This window comes from Frigoribacterium sp. CFBP9030 (assembly GCF_034045195.1).
Taxonomy (GTDB): domain Bacteria; phylum Actinomycetota; class Actinomycetes; order Actinomycetales; family Microbacteriaceae; genus Frigoribacterium.
Genome location: NZ_JAXCWG010000012.1, coordinates 1 through 19,408, shown reverse-complemented (window position 1 = coordinate 19,408; position 19,408 = coordinate 1). Strand labels below are relative to the sequence as shown.

The 19,408-nt window shown below is 71.9% G+C and carries 19 protein-coding genes, 1 tRNA gene and 1 pseudogene; 13 read left to right on the top strand and 8 right to left on the bottom strand.

Annotation, left to right across the window (positions count from 1 at the left end; all coding sequences use genetic code 11):
• The first annotated feature begins 37 nt into the window (after positions 1–37).
• The 5 genes and pseudogenes from SOM13_RS12320 (at position 38) to SOM13_RS12300 (ending at position 4,177) form a co-directional block, all read left to right on the top strand.
• Positions 38–676: a class F sortase gene (locus SOM13_RS12320; RefSeq protein WP_320479872.1), complete on the top strand. Its 639-nt coding sequence runs from the start codon at positions 38–40 to the stop codon at positions 674–676.
• Between the two features lie 245 nt (positions 677–921).
• Positions 922–1,332: a TOBE domain-containing protein gene (locus SOM13_RS12315; RefSeq protein WP_320479871.1), complete on the top strand. Its 411-nt coding sequence runs from the start codon at positions 922–924 to the stop codon at positions 1,330–1,332.
• Entirely contained in the window at positions 1,329–2,180 is an 852-nt protein-coding gene (gene modA, locus SOM13_RS12310) for a molybdate ABC transporter substrate-binding protein (protein WP_320479870.1), read from the top strand. The genes SOM13_RS12315 and modA overlap by 4 nt, the downstream gene beginning before the upstream one ends.
• Positions 2,181–2,218: 38 nt before the next feature.
• Positions 2,219–2,962, top strand: a pseudogene (locus tag SOM13_RS12305) (ABC transporter permease); the annotation flags it as partial.
• On the top strand, positions 2,942–4,177 hold the full coding sequence (locus tag SOM13_RS12300; RefSeq protein ID WP_320479936.1) for an ABC transporter ATP-binding protein: 1,236 nt from the start codon (positions 2,942–2,944) through the stop codon (positions 4,175–4,177). The pseudogene SOM13_RS12305 and the gene SOM13_RS12300, both read left to right, overlap by 21 nt.
• Before the next feature lie 123 nt (positions 4,178–4,300).
• On the opposite strand, the gene SOM13_RS12295 is transcribed toward SOM13_RS12300, so the two are convergent.
• On the bottom strand, positions 4,301–4,702 hold the full coding sequence (locus tag SOM13_RS12295; RefSeq protein WP_320477539.1) for a fluoride efflux transporter FluC: 402 nt from the start codon (positions 4,700–4,702) through the stop codon (positions 4,301–4,303).
• Entirely contained in the window at positions 4,699–5,268 is a 570-nt protein-coding gene (locus tag SOM13_RS12290; RefSeq protein ID WP_320479869.1) for a CrcB family protein, read from the bottom strand. The genes SOM13_RS12295 and SOM13_RS12290 overlap by 4 nt, the downstream gene beginning before the upstream one ends.
• A gap of 234 nt (positions 5,269–5,502) precedes the next feature.
• Here SOM13_RS12290 and SOM13_RS12285 point away from each other — a divergent pair, with 234 nt between their 5' ends.
• A complete protein-coding gene (locus SOM13_RS12285; protein ID WP_320479868.1) occupies positions 5,503–6,846 on the top strand; it encodes an APC family permease in 1,344 nt (447 codons plus the stop codon).
• 149 nt (positions 6,847–6,995) lie between these two features.
• Here the strand turns inward: SOM13_RS12285 and SOM13_RS12280 are convergent.
• From SOM13_RS12280 to SOM13_RS12265, 4 genes are all read right to left on the bottom strand, one after another.
• A tRNA-Arg gene (locus tag SOM13_RS12280) sits at positions 6,996–7,067 on the bottom strand.
• A 155-nt stretch (positions 7,068–7,222) separates the two neighbouring features.
• On the bottom strand, positions 7,223–7,720 hold the full coding sequence (locus tag SOM13_RS12275) for an HNH endonuclease (protein ID WP_320479867.1): 498 nt from the start codon (positions 7,718–7,720) through the stop codon (positions 7,223–7,225).
• A gap of 312 nt (positions 7,721–8,032) precedes the next feature.
• On the bottom strand, positions 8,033–8,953 hold the full coding sequence (locus SOM13_RS12270) for a C40 family peptidase (protein ID WP_320479866.1): 921 nt from the start codon (positions 8,951–8,953) through the stop codon (positions 8,033–8,035).
• Positions 8,954–9,179: 226 nt separating this feature from the next.
• Positions 9,180–9,872, bottom strand: coding sequence for a metal-dependent transcriptional regulator (locus tag SOM13_RS12265; RefSeq protein WP_192061377.1), 693 nt, complete (start codon positions 9,870–9,872; stop codon positions 9,180–9,182).
• Positions 9,873–9,960: 88 nt separating this feature from the next.
• Here SOM13_RS12265 and serC point away from each other — a divergent pair, with 88 nt between their 5' ends.
• Positions 9,961–11,079: a phosphoserine transaminase gene (serC, locus tag SOM13_RS12260; RefSeq protein WP_243215659.1), complete on the top strand. Its 1,119-nt coding sequence runs from the start codon at positions 9,961–9,963 to the stop codon at positions 11,077–11,079.
• Positions 11,080–11,186: 107 nt separating this feature from the next.
• On the opposite strand, the gene SOM13_RS12255 is transcribed toward serC, so the two are convergent.
• Positions 11,187–11,888: a DUF3027 domain-containing protein gene (locus SOM13_RS12255; protein ID WP_320479865.1), complete on the bottom strand. Its 702-nt coding sequence runs from the start codon at positions 11,886–11,888 to the stop codon at positions 11,187–11,189.
• Positions 11,881–12,258: a cold-shock protein gene (locus tag SOM13_RS12250; protein WP_192061374.1), complete on the bottom strand. Its 378-nt coding sequence runs from the start codon at positions 12,256–12,258 to the stop codon at positions 11,881–11,883. The genes SOM13_RS12255 and SOM13_RS12250 overlap by 8 nt, the downstream gene beginning before the upstream one ends.
• Before the next feature lie 84 nt (positions 12,259–12,342).
• Here SOM13_RS12250 and SOM13_RS12245 point away from each other — a divergent pair, with 84 nt between their 5' ends.
• The 6 genes from SOM13_RS12245 (at position 12,343) to SOM13_RS12220 (ending at position 19,384) form a co-directional block, all read left to right on the top strand.
• Positions 12,343–12,621, top strand: coding sequence for a hypothetical protein (locus SOM13_RS12245; protein WP_243215664.1), 279 nt, complete (start codon positions 12,343–12,345; stop codon positions 12,619–12,621).
• A gap of 40 nt (positions 12,622–12,661) precedes the next feature.
• On the top strand, positions 12,662–14,521 hold the full coding sequence (locus SOM13_RS12240) for a helicase-associated domain-containing protein (RefSeq protein ID WP_320479864.1): 1,860 nt from the start codon (positions 12,662–12,664) through the stop codon (positions 14,519–14,521).
• Positions 14,522–14,591: 70 nt separating this feature from the next.
• Entirely contained in the window at positions 14,592–16,226 is a 1,635-nt protein-coding gene (locus tag SOM13_RS12235; protein ID WP_192061371.1) for a DNA repair helicase XPB, read from the top strand.
• Positions 16,223–16,786, top strand: a complete 564-nt coding sequence (locus SOM13_RS12230) for a hypothetical protein (protein WP_192061370.1) — start codon at positions 16,223–16,225, stop codon at positions 16,784–16,786. Before SOM13_RS12235 ends, SOM13_RS12230 begins: the two co-directional genes overlap by 4 nt.
• A gap of 80 nt (positions 16,787–16,866) precedes the next feature.
• Positions 16,867–17,559: a response regulator transcription factor gene (locus tag SOM13_RS12225; protein ID WP_146852589.1), complete on the top strand. Its 693-nt coding sequence runs from the start codon at positions 16,867–16,869 to the stop codon at positions 17,557–17,559.
• A 70-nt stretch (positions 17,560–17,629) separates the two neighbouring features.
• The gene (locus SOM13_RS12220) at positions 17,630–19,384 is read left to right on the top strand and encodes an ATP-binding protein (protein WP_320479863.1); all 1,755 of its coding nucleotides are present in this window, start codon (positions 17,630–17,632) and stop codon (positions 19,382–19,384) included.
• Positions 19,385–19,408: the final 24 nt, after the last annotated feature.

Sequence of the window (19,408 nt, the reverse complement as noted above, 5' to 3'; positions counted from 1 at the left end):
TCGGGCGGCCGCGCCCCTGGTCGTCTCGGCCGCCGCGGTGGTCGCCCTCGTGCTGACCGGCTGCGCGCCCGGTTCAGGAGGTGCGCCCGGTTCAGGAGGCGCGCCGGCCACCCCGACGGAGGTCACCGCCCCGACGGGGTCGGGTCCGACGGCGGAGCCGAGCGCGCCTCCTGCCGGGTCCTCCGCTCCAACGGCCGCACCGACCCCGGCGGCGCCGCCGGCGATCGCCGACGGGGTCGCCCCGATCAGGGTGTCGGTTCCGTCGATCGAGCTGGACGAGCCCCTCATCGACCTCGGCATCGCCGCCGACGGACGGATGGAGGTCCCGACGGACTTCGACGACGTGGGCTGGTTCACCGGAGGCGGTCGACCCGGCGGGAGGGGACCGACCGTCATCGCGGCGCACGTCGACTCGACCACGGGGCCGGCGGTGTTCGCGCGACTGTCGGAGGTCGTGGTGGGCGACGAGGTCGAGGTGCTCGACGCCGACGGCACGCCCGCCCGCTACGCCGTGACCGAGGTCGAGGACTTCGCCAAGGCGGACTTCCCCACGGCCAGGGTCTTCGGCGCGACCGCCGACGACTCGCTGCGCCTCATCACCTGCGGCGGATTCTTCGACCGGAGCGTCGGGCACTACGACGACAACCGCGTCGTCTTCGCCGAGCGCGTGTCGTAGGCACTCACCCCTGCCGATCGAGTGGTCGGAAGATGCTCTTCCCAGCCGAGGGAAGGACATCTTCCGACCACTCGACGCGGGGCCTTGCCGCGAATCGGCGCACGGTGGTCGCTTCGCGCCCTTCCCGCCGCCCCAGAGGGCATCTTCTGACCAACGACTCGGGGTGCTTCCGGTACGCATTCCGAGACGCACACGAGGGCTGGTCAGCTTCACTTCGACGCAGATGCGGACTTATGCTGGCCTCCATGGCTCAGATACGGATCCGAGACGCCGCGCTCTTCCTCGGCGTCAGCGACGACACCGTCCGCCGGTGGATCGCCGACGGCACCCTCGTCGGCGAGCGCGACGCCTCGTCGCGCACCGTCGTCGACGGGCTCGCCCTGGCTCGACTCGCGCGTGAGAACGCCGTGCTGCCCGACGACCCCTCGGGCATCGGTCGATCGGCGCGCAACCGCTTCGTCGGGCTCGTGACCGACATCGTGATGGACACCGTCATGGCGCAGGTCGAGATCCAGTGCGGCCCGCATCGCGTCGTCTCGTTGATGAGCAGCGAGGCGGTGCGCGAACTCGGTCTCGAGCTCGGCTCGGTGGCCGTCGCCGTGGTGAAGGCCACGACCGTGATCGTCGAGACGCCTCAGCGACCGGTGGGCGCATGAGCACCCCCGCGGCCCGGAGTGCCGGCGGTCCCGTTCGCTCGGGGCGCAGTCTCCGCACCCGCCGCACCGGCGTGCTCGGCACCGTCGCGCTGACGCTTCTCGCGCTGACCGCGTGCGGGGCATCCGGCGGCGATGCGACCTCGGCGTCGGACTCGTCGGGCGGCGACGAGCTGTCGGGCAGCGTGACGGTCTTCGCCGCCGCATCGCTCACGGGCTCGTTCACCGACCTGGCCGCCGACTTCGAGGCCGCGCATCCGGGGGTGTCGGTCGACCTGAACCTCGCGGGCTCGTCCGATCTCGCCACGCAGATCGTCGAGGGGGCGCCCGCCGACGTCTTCGCCTCGGCCGATGCGAAGAACATGAGCACGGTGGTCGACGCGGGCCTCGCGGACGGCGACCCGGTCGACTTCGCGACGAACATGCTCGAGATCGCCGTGCCTCCGGGTGATCCCGCCGGCGTGCGCGACCTCGCCGATCTCGCCGACCCCGATCTGAAGGTCGTCGTCTGCGCCCCCGCCGTGCCCTGCGGCGCGGCGACGACCACCGTCACGGAGGCGGCGGGGGTCGCGCTGACCCCGGTCAGCGAGGAGTCCTCCGTCACCGACGTGCTCGGCAAGGTCACGTCGGGCGAAGCCGACGCGGGGCTGGTCTACGTGACCGACATCGCCGCCGCGGGCGACGCCGTCGAGGGCGTCCCCTTCGACGAGTCGACCGAGGCCGTCAACACGTACCCGATCGTGGCGCTCACCGACTCCCGTGAGTCGGATGCGGCGCAGGCGTTCGTCGACTACGTGGCCGGTCCCGACGGCCGAGCGGTGCTCTCGGCGGCCGGATTCGGGTCGCCGTGACGAGGCGCGGGCCCGTCGGCCGCGCACCCGCCCTCGGCATCCCGGGGGGTGTGCTGATCGCAGCCGCCTTGGGCGCGGCATTCGTGGTGCTGCCCCTCGCGGCGATGGTGCTGCGGGTGGACTGGCCCCGCTTCATCCCGCTCGTCACATCGGAGTCGTCGCTGTCGGCGCTCCTCCTCAGCCTCCGCACCTCCGTCGCCGCGACCGCCCTCTGCGTCGTCTTCGGCGTGCCGATGGCCGTCGTGCTGGCACGGGCGCGATTCCGCGGGCAGCAGCTGCTGCGCGCGCTCGTGCTGCTGCCGCTCGTCCTCCCACCCGTGGTGGGCGGCATCGCGCTGCTCTACACGTTCGGCCGGCGAGGGCTGCTCGGCGGGGTGCTCGACGTGCTCGGCGTCGAGATCGCGTTCTCGACGACGGCGGTCGTCCTGGCGCAGACCTTCGTCGCCCTGCCGTTCCTCGTACTCAGTCTCGAGGGCGCCCTGCGCACCGTCGGCACGCGGTACGAGGTCGTGGCCGCGACACTCGGCGCCCGACCGACGACCGTGCTGCGCCGCGTCACGCTGCCTCTCGTGCTGCCCGCGGTCATCTCTGGCGCCGTGCTGTCGTTCGCCCGGGCCCTCGGAGAGTTCGGCGCGACGCTGACCTTCGCCGGCAGCCTGCAGGGCACGACCCGCACCCTCCCGCTCGAGATCTACCTGCAGCGCGAGACCGACCCCGACACGGCCGTCGCCCTCTCGCTCGTACTGGTCGTCGTCGCCGTCGTGATCGTCGCGGTCGCGCATCGGGTCGGCGGGTTCGCGCCCACCCGCGGGGCGGCGCCCCCGGACCGCCCGTCGACGGACGCTCCCGACCGTGCCGACGGCGGCCTGCGAGCGGATCGCGTTCCGCTGCGCTCCTCCCCGCCCACCGCGCCTGCGCGTCGTCTCGACGTGACCCTCCGGGTCGACGAGCGCGACGTCGACCTCCACCTCGTCGTCGCGCCGGGCGAGACGGTGGCCGTGCTCGGCCCGAACGGCGCGGGCAAGTCGACGCTGCTCGGCGCCGTCGCCGGGCTCGTGCGACCCGATGCGGGTCGGATCACCCTCGACGACGCCGTGCTCGCCGAGGCGGGTCGTGACCGGGGCGACGCGTCGTCGTGGCTCGCACCGCACCTCCGCGGCGTCTCGCTCCTGGCGCAGGAGCCGCTGCTCTTCCCGCATCTGACCGTGCTCGAGAACGTGGCGTTCGGCCCGCGCAGCGCAGGGCGCCCCGCCGACGAGGCACGCCGCGCGGCCCGGCGCCGGCTCGACGAGGTCGGGGTGCTCGATCTCGCGGGCCGGAATCCGGCCGAGCTGTCGGGCGGTCAGGCTCAGCGGGTCGCCATCGCCCGGGCGCTCGCGTCGGAGCCGGGCGTCCTGCTGCTCGACGAGCCCCTGGCGGCGCTCGACGTGGTCGTCACGCCCGCCCTGCGTCGGACCCTGCGGCGCGTGCTCGCCGATCGCACCGTGGTGATCGTCACGCACGACGCGCTCGACGCCTACACGCTCGCGGATCGCGTCGTCCTCGTCGAGGGCGGTCGCATCGTCGACGAGGGGACGCCGACCGAGGTCTTCGACCGTCCGCGCACGCGCTTCGCTGCGCGGCTCGCCGGCGTGAACCTGGTCACCGGGGTCGTCGACCGGGGCGCGGTGCGGGTCGACGCCGACACGCGCCTCGGCGTCGGCACCGGCTCGGGAGCCGACCGCCTCATGACCGAAGGAGGCGCCGTGTCGTTCGCCGTGCCTCCTGCCCTGGTCACCGTGTCGTTCGATCGGCCCGACGACGCCTCGCGAGAATACGTCCGGGGCGAGCTGCTCGACCTCGAACCGCGGGGCGACGTCGTCCGGCTGCGGGGCGCGCTGCTGTCGGCCGACCTCAGCCCGAGGCGGGCCGCCGAGCTCGACGACCGCGTCGGGCACCCCGTCTGGTTCTCGTTCGACCGCGCGGCCGCCGAGGTCTACCCCGTCGATCGCCGCTGAGCGCACGCCCGCGGTCCCGGACCCGGCCCCGACCCCGACCCCGACCCCAGCCCACGCCCTGGCCCACGCCGCAGCCCGCGCCTCAACCCCAGCCGCAGCCCGACCTGCCGCTCTGCTCGAGGCTCAGCCCCCGATCGCCACCCCGAGCACCGCGGCTCCGACCGACAGCACCAGCACGCCGACGACGTTCAGCGCGCCGGCGCCGCGACGCCCGTCCGCGAGCAGTCGCGCGGTCTCGACGCTCGCCGTGCTGAACGTCGTGTACCCGCCGATCAGTCCGCCGCCCGCGACGAGCAGCACCTCGTGCGAGATCCCGCCGGTGGACGCCAGCCCGGTCAGCAGCCCGAGCGCGAACGACCCCGTCACGTTGATCAGCGCGGTGCCGAGCGGCAGCCGTCGCGGCGCCGAGTCGACTCGCGTCCGCGCCGCGATCGCCGACCGCACGATCCCGTCGACGACGAGGCGCAGCGCCGCACCCACCCCGCCCGCGAGCGCGATGGCGACGAAGACGAGCGGGCCGGTCATGCCGTGCCTCCCTGCCCGTGTCCGGGCGGGCGGCGGTCCACGCGCCGGTCGCCACGTCGGTCGCCACGCCGGTCGTCGCGCCGGTCGCCACGTCGGTCGTCGCGTCGGTGCAGTCGTCCAGCCAGGGCGATGCCGGCCCCGGCGGCGAGAGTCCCGAGCACCACCGACGACACGGCGTAGGCGAGGGCCATCACGAGGCCGCCCCCCGATCCGAGCAGTCCGACGTCGACCGCGAAGGCGCTGTACGTGGTGAAGCCGCCGATCAGCCCCGTCCCCACGAGCAGCCGCGCCGTCCGACGCCGCCCCTCGTCCGATCCCCGGCGCACCAGCGACTCGAGCAGCAGACCCAGCGCGAACGAGCCGACGAGGTTGATGACGAGGATCGCGACCGGGAACCCCCCGGGAGGCGCGGCGAACGTCAGCGCCAGCCCCTCGCGCAGCGCGGTCCCCACCATGCCGCCGAGCGCGACCAGGCCGAGCGAGCTCCACCGCAGGTGAAGGGGCCGGGTGGCGGCGGGTCGCGAGCCGTGGCCGTCGCCGGAGTGGGATGCCGGGTCGTCTGTCACCGCGCCTCCTCGTCGTCCCTCGATCGCGCGCCGATACGCGCCCCGCCGAGGGTACCCGCGTCTGGCCCCGGCTCCGGCTCCGGCTCCGGCTCCGACTCCGACTCCGACTCCGGAGCGGACCCGAGACCGGAAGCCCGCCCCCGTTGTCAACCCCTCGCGGCCTCATGGGGCGGACCGCGCCTCCTCGGCCGTTTCCGCATTGACTGTCCGAGGCACCCGACCTCGAGGAGACCCATGAGCACCCCCGCCCCCGACAGCGCCCCCGCGGCGTCCGACAGCTCGCCGTCGAAGCTCAAGCAGGCGATCACCGGGCCGCTGCTGTACCTGTTCATCCTCGGCGACGTGCTCGGTGCGGGCATCTACGCGCTGATGGGCACGCTGTCGGCCGAGGTCGGCGGGGCGCTCTGGGCGCCGTTGCTGCTCGCGCTGCTGCTGGCACTGTTGACGGCGGGCTCGTACGCCGAGCTGGTCACGAAGTACCCGAAGGCAGGAGGCGCGGCGATCTTCGCCGAGCGCGCCTTCCGTCAGCCGGTCATCTCGTTCCTGGTCGGGTTCAGCATGCTGGCCGCCGGGGTGACGAGCGCGGCCGGTCTGTCGCTGGCCTTCGCGGGCGACTACCTCGGCACGTTCGTCGACCTGCCGGCCGTGCCGACGGCCATCGCGTTCCTCGCCCTGGTGGCGTGCCTGAACGCACGGGGCATCAGCGAGTCGCTCAAGGGCAACGTGATCATGACGGTGATCGAGGTGTCCGGTCTCGTCGTCGTGATCGCCGTCGTGGCGATGATGCTCGGCGGCGGGGGCGGCGACGTCGGCCGGATCGGCGAGTTCCCCGTCGACGCGAACCCCGCCATCGCGACTCTCGGCGCCGCGATCATCGCGTACTACTCGTTCGTCGGCTTCGAGACGAGCGCCAACATCGCCGAGGAGGTGCGTGATCCGTCGCGCGTCTACCCTCGCGCCCTCTTCGCCTCGCTGATCACGGCCGGCGTCGTCTACGTGCTCGTCGGGCTCGCGAGCTCGATCGCCCTGCCCGCGTCGGAGCTGTCCGACTCGACCGGACCGCTGCTCGCCGTCGTCTCGGCCTCGGGCGCCGGGATCCCCGAGTGGGTCTTCAGCCTGATCGCCCTGGTGGCTGTCGCGAACGGCGCGCTGCTGACGATGATCATGGCGAGCCGCGTCACGTTCGGAATGGCGGAGCAGGGTCTGCTGCCCCGCGCGCTCGGCGCCGTGCTGCCCCGCCGCAAGACGCCGTGGGCGGCGATCCTCGTGACGACGGCCGTGGCGATGGGGCTGACGCTGATCGGCGACATCGGCACGCTGGCCGAGACCGTCGTGCTGCTGCTGCTCTTCGTCTTTATCAGCACGAACGTGGCGGTGCTCGTGCTGCGTCGCGACCGGGTCGAGCACGAGCACTTCCGGGTGTGGACGGCCGTGCCGGTGCTGGGCGTGGCCTCGTGCGTGCTGCTGCTGACGCAGCAGAGCGGGCAGGTCTGGCTCTTCGGAGGCATCCTGCTCGCCGCGGGCGCCGTGCTCTTCATCGTGGCGCGCCTCCGCTCGAAGGCCCCCGCCGCCCGCTGACCCGCCGCCCCCACGACGCCACGAGATGGACACGACGCCAGAAGAACTCCTGGCGTCGTGTCCATCTCGTGGCGTCGTGCCGAGTCGGGCGCGGGGCCGCGGGGGTTCGAGTCCCTCCAGGGGCACATCGGCGCGCAGCGTCGTTAGGGTGCCCCTGGAGGGACTCGAACCCCCAACCCTTTCCTTAGGACGGAACTGCTCTTCCATTGAGCTACAGAGGCTGACCCGGCGAGTCTACCGAACCCGCGCCTCCCCCCGTCCGGGCGCACCATGAACCGCGTTCGCGAAGATGAACCGCGTTCTATCGTGGTTCATCTTCGCGAACGCGGTTCATCGCGGGTGAGGTCGACGACCCCGGCCCGCCCACGCGGCACCTCTACGCAGCGGCGGCCAGGAACTCGTCCCACTCGCGCTGCGGCCGCTCGACCCCGCGCACCACCCACCCCACCCCGTGCGGAGCCTTCGGCGCCCACCGCAGCGACCACCCCATCTCGGCCGGAGTCCGGTCGCTCTTCAGGTTGTTGCACTTGAGGCAGCACGCGACGAGGTTCTCCCAGCTGTCGGCGCCGCCGCGCGACCGCGGCTGCACGTGGTCGATCGTGGTCGCACCCCGCCCGCAGTAGGCGCAGTGGTGGGCGTCGCGTCGCAGCACCCCGCGCCGCGACACCGGGATCGTCCGCCCGTGCGGGATCCTCACGTACCGCGTCAGCACGATGACCGACGGCCGGTCGTACGAGGCGTGGGCGGCGAGCACCGGATGCTCGGCGTCGGCCGACACGACCGTCGCCTTCTGGGTCATGACGAGCACGAGGGCCCGCCGATCGGACACCACGGCCAGCGGTTCGAAGCCGGCGTTGAGAACGAGAGTGCGCATGCTGTCCCTTTCGAAGCACCCTGGACGGCTTCCAGGGATTCGATCCGTCTCGCAGCAGCCGGGCCCAGCAGTGCCCTCCGAACGAAAGAGAGCACCGCCCCTCAGGGCAGTGCTCTATCGGTCGGCTGGGCGTCGTATGTGCTCGCTCGACCGCGCACCCATGGTGCGAGCGGCGGTCGTGCGAGGCATGTGACTCTCCTGGTCTCAGCGGTGCTCCGAGATCGCCAGGTTAACCCCGAAGAGCCGCCCTGCCTAGAGGCGGGGCGGCTCTTCACAGCCTGTTCACGCGGAGCCGAGGAGGCGCGGGTCGGGTCAGACCCCGAAACGCACGTAGTGCACGGCGTCCGTCCACAGCGGCCGCACGCTCACGACGCCGCCGGGCTTGGGCGCGTCGAGGATCATCCCGTTGCCGGCGTAGAACCCGTCGTGCGAGCCGTCGTTGAAGATGATGACGTCGCCGGGCTGCGCCTCGGCGGCCGAGATCGGCGTGCCGAGCGCCCCCTGAGCGGGCACCGAGTGCGGCAGCGAGATGCCGTACTGGGCGTAGACGAACATGATGAAGCCCGAGCAGTCGAAGCCAGCCGGGGTCGCTCCGCCGTAGACGTACGGGGTGCCGAGGTACTGCAGGGCCGTCTGGTAGACGGCGTCGAGGCTGAAGGCCCCGGGGGTCGCGGCGCCGGCGGCCGGAGCGGCGGCTGCCGCGGCCGACGTCGACGACGTGGCCTCGCCGGCCGTCGCGACGTACTCCGACGCGGTCGGGCCGCTGTAGCTCGCGTACTGCTCGGCCAGCTGGGCGCGCTCCTGCTCGCGCTCGACGGCCTCGGCGGCCGCCGCTGCGGCCTGGTCGAGAGTCGCCTGCGAGGTCGCGGTGTAGCCGTCGCGACCCGTGTCGGCGGCGGCCACGCCGTCGGCGACCGAGACGGTCTGCGCGTCGGCGGTGCGCGACTTCGTCAGCGCGGCGGAGGCCGCGGACTCCGTCGACACGTCGGACGCACCGGTCGCGCCCGGGGTCTGGGCGAACGCGGGCAGGGCCAGCGTGCCGAAGAGACCGGCGGTCAGCGTCATCACGGTCACCGAGACGGCCGTGCGGCGAGCGCTCGTGCGGCGTCGCGGTGCAGGGGCGGCGGCCGCGGCGCGTCGGAGCGACGAACGGGTCGGGAGGTCGGAGGGGGTGCGGAGGGCAGCGGTCTTCGGCTGCTCGTTCTCGTGTCGGGCGGGAACAGGCTGGGTCAAGAGGGTGGTTCTCCGGCGTCTCGACAGCACTAGGGATGCTGGCCCGTCCGTTCGTCAGATCAACGTCTCATGGCAAGAGACGGGAGCTGCGAGACGTCTTGCCACGGATCCCGCGACCGGCTTCCTGGCCGAGGGACTCTGCGACTGTACGCGAAGCCCTGCGTGAAATCATCCTCGAGAGGGATATTTGTAACGAATTGGTAAACAGCCGAACGAGGGCTGGGAATCAGCTCGACACGTAGATGTGCTGCGCGACCTCGTTGGGCAGCTCGAGGCCCTCGTCACGACCCTCGGCCTGCACGAAGACGTACGAGCCGGCAGCGGTGACGGTCGCCGAGCTGCCGGGCATGACCCCGGCGTTCTGCAGCTGCTGCAGCAGCTCGGGCTCGAACTGCACCGGCTCGGCCAGACGGCGGATCGGGCGGGTGACGCCCTCGGGGTTCTCGGCCACGACCTGCACCAGGTTGACGACCCCGTCGAGGAACCGACCGGCCGGCGAGTCGCCGAGCTCGTCGAGACCGGGGATGGGGTTGCCGTAGGGCGACTCGGTCGGGTGGTCGAGCATCTCGAGCAGGCGGCGCTCGACCTGCTCGCTCATCACGTGCTCCCACCGGCAGGCCTCGTCGTGGACGTACGCCCAGTCGAGGCCGATGACGTCGGCGAGGAGGCGCTCCGCGAGGCGGTGCTTGCGCATCACGTGGGTCGCCTTGCTGCGCCCATCGTGGGTCAGCTCGAGGTGGCGGTCGCCCGAGACGACGACGAGACCGTCGCGCTCCATCCGGGCGATCGTCTGCGAGACGGTCGGACCGGAGTGGCCGAGGCGCTCGGAGATGCGCGCACGGAGCGGCACGATGTTCTCTTCTTCGAGGTCGAGGATCGTGCGCAGGTACATCTCTGTGGTGTCGACGAGATCGGTCAACAGGGGCCTCCCGGTGGAACGCGTGGACTACCCCGTCAGCCTAGTGGCTGCACGCTGGGCGCTCCGCCGCGGTCACTAGGATCGACGCATGGCGGACATCTCGATTCCCACTGACCTCCTGCCCACCGACGGTCGATTCGGCTGCGGGCCGTCGAAGATCCGCGGCGCACAGCTCGAGCACCTGGTCACCGCGGGGGCGAGCCTCCTCGGCACCTCGCACCGGCAGGCGCCGGTCAAAGACCTGGTCGGGCGGGTGCGCGCCGACCTCGGCGAGCTGTTCCGCATCCCCGAGGGCTACGAGGTCGTGCTCGGCAACGGCGGCTCGACCGCCTTCTGGGACGCCGCGGCGTTCGGCCTCGTCGAGAAGCGCGCCGAGAACCTGTCGTTCGGCGAGTTCGGCTCCAAGTTCGCCAAGGCCAACGCGGCGCCCTGGCTCGAGGCGCCGCACGTGATCACGGCCGAGGGCGGAGCACTGGCCGAGGTCGAGGTGCTCGAGGGCGTCGATGTCTACGCCTGGCCGCACAACGAGACGTCCACCGGCGTGATGGCCCCCGTCACCCGGGTCGACGGCGACGCCGGCGCGCTGACCGTGGTCGACGCGACGAGCGCGGCCGGGGGCATCGACTTCGACGCGACGCAGGCCGACGTCTACTACTTCGCCCCGCAGAAGAACTTCGCCAGCGACGGCGGTCTCTGGCTCGCCCTCTTCTCCCCCGCGGCGATCGAGCGCGTCGAGCGCATCGCCGCGAGCGGCCGGTACATCCCCGAGTTCCTCAGCCTGAAGAACGCCGTCGACAACTCGCGGCTGAACCAGACGCTGAACACCCCGGCGCTCACCACCCTGCTGCTGCTCGAAGACCAGACGCGCTGGATGCTCGACAACGGCGGCCTCGCCGGGATGGACGCCCGCACGCGCGAGTCGTCGTCGGCCCTCTACGACTGGGCGACCGCGTCCGACTACGCGACGCCCTTCGTGGTCGACCCGTCGCACCGCTCGCAGGTCGTCGCCACGATCGACTTCGCCGAGTCGATCGACGCCGCCGCGGTCGCGAAGGTCCTGCGGCAGAACGGCATCGTCGACACCGAGCCGTACCGCAAGCTCGGGCGCAACCAGCTGCGCGTCGCCACCTTCGCGGCCATCGAGCCCGACGACGTCCGCCAGCTCATCCGCTCGATCGACCACGTCGTGAGCGCCCTGGCCGTCTGACGGTCGGGTCCGCAGACGACGAAGACCCCCTCGCATCAGGCGAGGGGGTCTTCGTCGTCCGACACCGTGGAGGGCCGAGGAGGCGCGCCGTGCGCCCCTGAGATCATCTACCGCCGGCGACGCCTCCGCGGCCTGCCGCTGCCGGACTGCTCGCCCCGGGTCGAGCCCGCGTCGGGCTGCTGGCCGTCGTCGGAGTCGTCGTCGTCCGAGTCGTCGTCGTCGTCATCGTCGTCATCGTCGTCGTCGTCGTCGTCGTCGTCGGACGATCCGCCGTCCGTCGTCACGTCGAGGTCGTCGATGTCGACGCCGTCGACGTCGCCCCCGTGCACGATGCTGCCGCGCGGCGCATCGTCGTCGGAGTCGCCCTCGTCCGACTCGTCCTCGTCATCGGAGTCCTCGTCGTCTGAATCGTCGTCGTCATCGTCGGAGTCGTCGTCATCCGAGTCGTCCTCGTCGTCGGACTCGTCATCGTCCGACTCGTCGTCGCCCTCGGCGCCGTCGCGCGCCTCCTGGGCCTGCATCTCGGCAAGCCGGTCGGCCCACGGCACCCAGTCGGGTGCGATGAGGGCGTCGTCGCCCGGCATCAGCTCGGCCTCGAGCACCGAGGGCTCCTCGCCCTCGAGGTGCGCGACGCTGACCGTCCAGAACCAGCCGGGGTAACCGGGCAGCAGGGTCGCGAACCGGACCGAGGTGACTCCCGGCTCGTCGTCGACGGCCGGGGCCTCGGCGCCGATCGTCTCGTCGGGGGTGATCTCGAGCAGGGCGCGGCGCGCGAGCTCGGACCAGGGGGTCGTCACGGCGTCAGGCATCGAAGGAGTCGGCGACGGTTCGGAGGAGGACGGCGATGCGGGCGCCGTTCTGCGGGTAGCGACCGTGGCGGAGGTCTCCGCCGGCCTTGTCGAGCACCTTCACGAGGTCCTCGACGATGACCGCCATGTCGTCGGCCGAGCGCCGGCTCATCTTCGCGAGACTCGGTGCGGCCTCGAGCACGCGCACCGAGAGGGCCTGCGCACCGCGCTTGCCGTCGGCGATGCCGAACTCGAGACGGGTCCCCGCCTTGACACCCACGGTGCCGGCGGGCAGGGCCGACGCGTGGAGGAAGACCTCGTGGCCGTCATCGCTGCTGATGAAGCCGAAGCCCTTCTCGTCGTCGTAGAACTTGACCTTGCCGGTGGGCATGACTTGACTCCTAGAAGAGGTGGGGGTGAAAGCGACCTCAGTTTAGAGCGAGAGGTCGGGGCGCGCCCCCGCTATCCTGTGCAGGTGGCTGAGAAGACCGACGAGAGCACGCCGACGAGCGTCCATCGTACTGAACGCGTGCTGATCTTCATGATCGCGGCGATCGTCGTCCTGTCGATCGTCGCCTTCGTCGTCCGTCTGATCGGAAGCGTCACGGGCGTCTCCGACTACACGGTCGGCGTCTGGCCGGCGATCAGCGTGCTGCCGCTCATCGGTCTCCCCCTCGCCATCCTGCTGATCATCGCCTACGTCGTCGCCAGCGCTGCCCGACGTGTGCGAGAGAACCGGGGCACCACACGGTAGACGCAGCACCCGGCTGCGCAATCTTCGGAGGTCGACCCCAATGACCAGTGCACTCGATCTCGCGGGCGTGCTTCGCAGCGCCCCGACCGACGATCTGCTCCGACGCCTGTCGGCCAGACAGCTGCGCCCCTCGACCGTCCACGACGCGTTCGACCTCGCCGACTCGCTGCTCGAGCCGGCCTCGGTGCGCGACGTGCTGTCGCGCCTCGACCGCACCGAGCTGCGACTGCTGCAGGCGGCGCGCGAGCCGGCCGACACGGCGACGCTGGCCGAGCGGCTCGCGAGCCCCGCCGACGACGCCCTCTCGCCGGTCGAGACGGCCGTCGCGCACCTCCTCGACCTCTTCCTGCTCGTGCCGTCGACCGACGGCCGGATCGTCGCCACCCCCGACGCCGTCGGCGAGCGCCTCGACGACGACCCGCTGCTCTCCGCCGAGCGGCTGGCCGACGAGAGACCGCCGGTCGTGCTCGAGGCGGTCGACGACATCGATCGGGAGGCCGTCGACGCGCGATCGTCCGAGCGCCTCTACGCCATCGTGATCGAGGTCGCCGAGATCCTCCGTGCGCTCGAGCAGTCGCCGGCCCGCGAGCTGGCCAAGGGCGGGCTCGCGCTGCCCGAGACGCGCCGCCTCGCCGAGGCCGCGCGCATCGACGTCGACGACGTCAGCACGCTGCTGGGCATCACGACCCGCGCCGGGCTCGCCCGCACGAGCCCCGACGGCTGGGTCGTCACCGCCGAGGCGAACGCCTGGCTGGCCTCGTCGTGGCCCGACCGCTGGGAGGCCCTGACGAGCTCGTGGCTCGAATCGCTGCCGCCCGAGATCGTCGCCGTGCTGCGTCAGCGCGTCGAGACCTCGTGGGGCGAGCCGCTCCGCGAGTTCACGCTCTGGGCCTACCCCGCGGGTGCGGCGTGGGTGCCCGAGCGCCTGGCCGCGTTCTCGCGCTCCGCCGAGCTGCTCGGTCTGAGCTCCGGCGGGGTGCCCACCTCGGCGGCGCTCGCGCTGTTCCGCGAGGGCGCCGGCGCCGCACGATCGCGGGTCGCCGAGCTGCTGCCCGAGGCGGTCGAGCAGGTCTATCTGCAGCACGACCTCACCGTGGTCTCGCCCGGTCCGCTGTCCCCGGCACTGGATGCGCGCCTCCGGGTCATCGCGGTCGTCGAGAGCGCCGGGCTCGCCGCCACGTACCGCATCACCGAGGGCGGCGTGCAGCGGGCGCTGAGCGAGGGCGAGACGGCCGACACGCTCCGGGCGTTCCTCGGCGAGATCTCGGCGACGGGCATCCCCCAGCCGCTCGACTACCTCGTGCAGCAGTCCGCCGAGCGGCACGGCCGCTACCGGGTGTCGGGCGTCGAGCCCGGCACGCCCGGGTTCCCCGCCGACGCCGTCACGCTCGTCGAGGCCGACGAGCACACCAGCATCGACACCCTCGAGGTCGACCACGCGCTGTCGCCGCTCGCGCTGCGCCGCCTCGACGGGCTCCGCATCGTCAGCCGCTTCGAGCGCGACACGGTCTTCTGGGCCCTCAGCGACGAGCGCTACCCCGTCGTGGTGCTCGACGAGACGGGCATCTCGGTCACGCCGCCCGTCCGCCGCCGCCCCCGACGCCCCGTGCCCGCACCGGCGCGCGACCAGCTGCGCGAGATGGTCGAACGCCTGTCGGCCGAGAACGAGGGCAGCACCGAGACGACCGACCGCGCCTGGATCGCCCGCCAGCTCGACGCGGCCGTCAAGGGCCGGCTGACCGTCACGATCTCGATCGAGCAGCCCGACGGCACGACGTCGTCGCTCGAGATGGAGCCCACCGGCGTGGGCGGCGGCCGTCTGCGCGGGCGCGACAAGAAGTCCGACGTCGAGCGCACCCTGCCGCTCTCGCACGTGGTCGCGGTGTCGAGCTCGCGCTGATCCGACCCGCCCGCGGCGTCCCCGCACCACCTGAGGACGACCGCAGGAGGCGCGCCTAGACTCGACCCTCATGACCGGCCCCCTGATCGTCCAGAGCGATCGCACCGTCCTGCTCGAGGTCGCGCACCCCCAGTCGGACGACGCACGTCACGACCTCTCGGTGTTCGCGGAGCTCGAGCGGGCGCCCGAGCACGTGCACACCTACCGCATCACCCGACTCGGCCTGTGGAACGCGCGGGCCGCGGGTCACACCGCCGAAGACATGCTCGAGACGCTCGAGAAGTACTCGAAGTTCCCCGTGCCGCAGAGCGTCTCGGTCGACATCGCCGAGACGGTGGCCCGCTACGGGCGCATCGTCATCGAGCGCGACGGCGACACGCTCGTGCTGCGCGGCACCGACGACACCGTGCTGCGCGAGGTCACCCGGGTCAAGAAGATCGGCGAGCTGCTCGGCGTCCGCCGCAGCGACACCGTGTGGGAGCTCCTGCCCTGGGCACGCGGCGAGGTCAAGCAGCAGCTCGTCAAGCTCGGCTGGCCCGCAGAGGACCACGCCGGCTACACGCCCGGCACCCCGCACGCGATCGACCTCGACCAGGGCGACTGGCAGCTGCGCGGCTACCAGCAGCAGGCGATCGACAACTTCTTCGACGGCGGCTCGGGCGTCGTCGTGCTGCCCTGCGGCGCAGGCAAGACCCTGGTCGGCGCGGGCGCCATGGCCGCGGCGGGCACGACCACGCTCATCCTCGTGACCAACACGGTGTCGGCCCGGCAGTGGCGCGACGAGCTGCTGAAGCGCACCTCGCTCACCGAAGACGAGATCGGCGAGTACTCGGGCTCGGTCAAGGAGGTCAAGCCCGTCACGATCGCGACGTACCAGATCCTCACGGCGCGTCGGGGCGGCAAGTACACGCACCTGTCGCTGCTCGACGCCCTCGACTGGGGTCTGGTGGTCTACGACGAGGTGCACCTCCTCCCCGCTCCGGTCTTCAAGCTGACGGCCGAGCTGCAGGCCCGCCGTCGACTCGGCCTGACGGCGACGCTGGTGCGCGAAGACGGCCGCGAGAGCGACGTCTTCAGCCTGATCGGCCCCAAGCGCTTCGACGCTCCCTGGAAGGAGATCGAGGCGCAGGGCTACATCTCGCCGGCGTCCTGCTACGAGGTGCGGGTCGACCTCCCGCAGGAGGCGCGGCTCGAGTACGCGGCCGCCCCCGACGACGAGCGGTACCGTCTCGCGGCCACCGCCCCGGCCAAGCTCGGTGTCGTCCGCGATCTCGTCGCCCGCCACGACGGCGAGCAGATCCTCGTGATCGGGCAGTACCTCGACCAGCTCGAGCAGCTCGCCGAGACCCTCGACGCCCCGACCCTGACCGGTGCCACGCCGATCGACGAGCGCGAGCGGCTCTACCAGGCGTTCCGCGACGGTGAGGTGAAGGTGCTCGTCGTCTCGAAGGTCGCGAACTTCTCGGTCGACCTGCCCGAGGCCACCGTGGCCATCCAGGTGAGCGGGTCGTTCGGCTCGCGCCAGGAGGAGGCGCAGCGGCTCGGCCGCCTGCTCCGCCCGAAGAAGTCGGGGCTGCCGGCGTCGTTCTACACGCTGGTGAGCCGTGACACGGTCGATCAGGACTTCGCGCAGAACCGCCAGAGGTTCCTGGCCGAGCAGGGCTACAGCTACACGATCCTCGACTCGCCGGCCCTCGCCGCATGAGCACCGCCTCCGAGTCCGATCTGCCGCTCGGCGACGACGACCTCTGGCGCGACGGACTCCGTCGCGTGTTCGCGGCCGATCAGGCCCCGTTCGCGACCTTCGGTCCGCTCGTCGCGTCGCTCGAGCACGACGCGATCGAGTTCCGCGGCCAGCGCGCCCGGTTCGCCGACTGGGACGCATCGGTGGTCGTGGCCGTCGAGCGCACCTACGAGGTCCAGGGCGGGCTGCACGCCGGCTCGCAGCTCAGCATCGTCACGTGGAGCCCCGACCCCGACGTGCTCGACCGAAGCGACCTCCTCGCTGGTTCGCCGGTCAAGGACCACCTCTTCGCCGGTCTCACCGCGATCGGCGCCACCGACGACGCCGAGGAGGCGCGGGTCGTCGCAGCCCCGGTCGAGGAGTTCCCGGGGTGGCAGATCACCCGCGCCTCCGGCTACACCGCCGTCCTCGAGCATCGCGAGGGCGTCGACTTCACCCTCGCCGTGCCCGACGAGCTGCTCGAGCTGACGACCCGCATCGCGCTCGTGCCGAACGTCGAATGGACCGACCCGGCGTCCTGAGGGCCGACACGATGCCCGCATGCGGCTGACGTGCCTCCTGCTCACAGGGAACACCGAGGAGGCGCGCAGATACTTATCCCATGAGTGACGGCCCGAAGATCCTTATCGTCGATGACGAACCGAACATCCGCGACCTCCTGACGACGAGCCTGCGATTCGCGGGCTTCGCAGTCCGGGCAGTCGGCAACGGCGCGCAGGCCATCTCGGCCGTCCTCGAAGAAGAGCCCGACCTGATCATCCTCGACGTGATGCTCCCCGACATGAACGGCTTCGGCGTGACCAAGCGCCTGCGGTCGTCGGGCTACACGTCGCCGATCCTGTTCCTCACGGCGAAAGACGACACCGAAGACAAGATCACGGGTCTGACCGTCGGCGGCGACGACTACGTCACCAAGCCGTTCAGCCTCGACGAGATCGTCGCCCGCATCAAGGCGATCCTCCGCCGCACCATGAACGAGGACGAAGACGCGATCATCCGCGCCGGCGAGCTCACGATGGACCAGGACACCCACGAGGTCACGATCGGCGAGACGGCCATCGAGCTCAGCCCGACCGAGTTCAAGCTGCTGCGCTACCTCATGCTGAACCCCAACCGCGTGCTGTCGAAGGCCCAGATCCTCGACCACGTGTGGGAGTACGACTTCAACGGCGACGCCGGCATCGTCGAGAGCTACATCTCGTACCTGCGCCGCAAGCTCGACCAGTTCTCGGCCGAGCCGATCATCCAGACCAAGCGCGGCTTCGGCTACATGCTCAAGGCGTCGAAGAGCTAGTCGCCCGCACCGCCGTCACGAACGCCTGGGAGCCTCGGCTCCCAGGCGTTCTCGGTAGTCTGACGCCCTTATGCACGCACGCCTCTCGCAGTGGTGGAACGAGATCTCCATCCGCACGAAGATCACCGGCATCACGGTGACCCTCGTCACCCTCGGTCTCCTCGTCGCCGGGCTCGGCACCATGACCGTGCTGAGCACCTATCTCTACGGGCAGGTCGACACGCAGCTGAAGACGTCGGCCGACAGCTTCACCGGCGCATCGCGCAACGGCACGTCGTGCACCATCAACTTCGGCGACAAGTCGAGCTACCTGGCGATCCTCAACCCCGACGGCAGCATGATCTGCGACACCAGCGACCTGCTGGAGGACGGCGTCGGGCCCGTGCTCGGCGGGGTCACCGTGGCCGAGTCGGCCGGGGGCGAGGCGCAGAGCGTCGACAACCGCACCCACGATCAGGAGTGGCGGGTCTACGCCACGGTCAAGCCGCTCACACTGACCTCGACGACCGGCTCCACGCAGACCATCGACGCCACCATCGTCACGGGCACGAACCTCGCCGCGACCAACGCGACGATCAACCGCTTCGGCGGGATCTTCCTCGGCTTCGGCGTCTCGGTCGTGGTGCTCGGCGCCGCCCTCACCCGGCTGCTCGTCACGTCGACGTTCTCCCCGCTGCGTGACGTCGAGGCCACGGCCGCGCGCTTCGCCGACGGCGACTACAGCCAGCGTCTCGACTCGACCACGCCCAACACCGAGGTCGGGCGACTCAATCGATCGCTCAACACGATGCTGAACCGCATCGACGACGCCTTCGACGACCGCGCGAAGACCATCGACCAGATGCGGCGCTTCGTCGGCGACGCGAGCCACGAGCTCCGCACCCCGCTCGTCAGTCTGCGCGGCTACGCCGAGCTGTACCGCATGGGCGCCCTCACGAAAGAGGAGGACGTCGCCCAGGCGATGGAGCGGATCGAGAAAGAGGCCATCCGGATGGGGGTCCTCGTCCAGGACCTGCTGCAGCTGGCTCGTCTCGACGAGTCGAAGCCCCTCGAGCTCGGCCCGGTCGACCTCGTGCAGCTCGCCCGCGACTCCGCCCTCGACACGATGGCCTCGAACCCCGACCGCGACATCGAGGTGCTCGTGCTCGACCCGGTCGCGCCGACGGCCACCCCGGCGGATGACGGCGAGGCGGCCGAGCCCGCGGTCGACGCGGCGCCCGGCGCCCCGGTCGAGAGCCGGATGACCGGCCCGGTGGCGCCCGTCGCGCCGGGGTCGGCGACGGCGGGCGGCGCACCGGCGACGTTCGCGGGGGCCACCCTCGCGCGCCTCCGGAGCCTGCGTGCCCGCGGCGGCCGCAACGCGGACGGCAGCGCGGCCGTCGTGCCCGTCGAGCAGACACCCCTCGACGAGGCGCACGCCATCGTCATCGGCGAGGAGAACAAGATCCGTCAGGTGATCACCAACCTGATGGGCAACGCCATGCGCTTCACCGAGCACGACAGCCCGATCGAGATCGTGGTGCAGTCGGACCCGGGTCGCGGCGTCGCGACGTTCGCGATCGTCGACCACGGCGAGGGCATCCCGCCGCAGATCCGCGAGAAGATCTTCCAGCGGTTCTGGCGAGCCGACTCGTCCCGCACCCGCGACACCGGGGGCAGCGGGCTGGGACTCGCGATCGTCTCGGGCATCGTCGCGGCGCACGGCGGCAGCGTCGACGTGCGCGACACCCCCGGCGGCGGCGCCACGTTCCAGGTGGCCCTGCCCCTGATGCCCGCCGACGCCGCCGTCACCACCGCCCCCGCGGCCGGCCCGCAGCCCGCCTAGCCGCCCGCGGCGCCGGCGCCCGCG

Excerpts from the sequence above, each read along its gene's own strand:
- SOM13_RS12315 (WP_320479871.1), top strand. The coding sequence starts at position 922 with ATGGCTCAGATACGGATCCGAGACGCCGCGCTCTTCCTCGGCGTCAGC.
- modA (WP_320479870.1), top strand. The coding sequence starts at position 1,329 with ATGAGCACCCCCGCGGCCCGGAGTGCCGGCGGTCCCGTTCGCTCGGGG.
- SOM13_RS12295 (WP_320477539.1), bottom strand. The coding sequence starts at position 4,702 with ATGACCGGCCCGCTCGTCTTCGTCGCCATCGCGCTCGCGGGCGGGGTG.
- SOM13_RS12285 (WP_320479868.1), top strand. The coding sequence starts at position 5,503 with ATGAGCACCCCCGCCCCCGACAGCGCCCCCGCGGCGTCCGACAGCTCG.
- SOM13_RS12275 (WP_320479867.1), bottom strand. The coding sequence starts at position 7,720 with ATGCGCACTCTCGTTCTCAACGCCGGCTTCGAACCGCTGGCCGTGGTG.
- serC (WP_243215659.1), top strand. The coding sequence starts at position 9,961 with ATGGCGGACATCTCGATTCCCACTGACCTCCTGCCCACCGACGGTCGA.
- SOM13_RS12255 (WP_320479865.1), bottom strand. The coding sequence starts at position 11,888 with ATGCCTGACGCCGTGACGACCCCCTGGTCCGAGCTCGCGCGCCGCGCC.
- SOM13_RS12250 (WP_192061374.1), bottom strand. The coding sequence starts at position 12,258 with ATGCCCACCGGCAAGGTCAAGTTCTACGACGACGAGAAGGGCTTCGGC.
- SOM13_RS12240 (WP_320479864.1), top strand. The coding sequence starts at position 12,662 with ATGACCAGTGCACTCGATCTCGCGGGCGTGCTTCGCAGCGCCCCGACC.
- SOM13_RS12235 (WP_192061371.1), top strand. The coding sequence starts at position 14,592 with ATGACCGGCCCCCTGATCGTCCAGAGCGATCGCACCGTCCTGCTCGAG.
- SOM13_RS12230 (WP_192061370.1), top strand. The coding sequence starts at position 16,223 with ATGAGCACCGCCTCCGAGTCCGATCTGCCGCTCGGCGACGACGACCTC.
- SOM13_RS12225 (WP_146852589.1), top strand. The coding sequence starts at position 16,867 with ATGAGTGACGGCCCGAAGATCCTTATCGTCGATGACGAACCGAACATC.
- SOM13_RS12220 (WP_320479863.1), top strand. The coding sequence starts at position 17,630 with ATGCACGCACGCCTCTCGCAGTGGTGGAACGAGATCTCCATCCGCACG.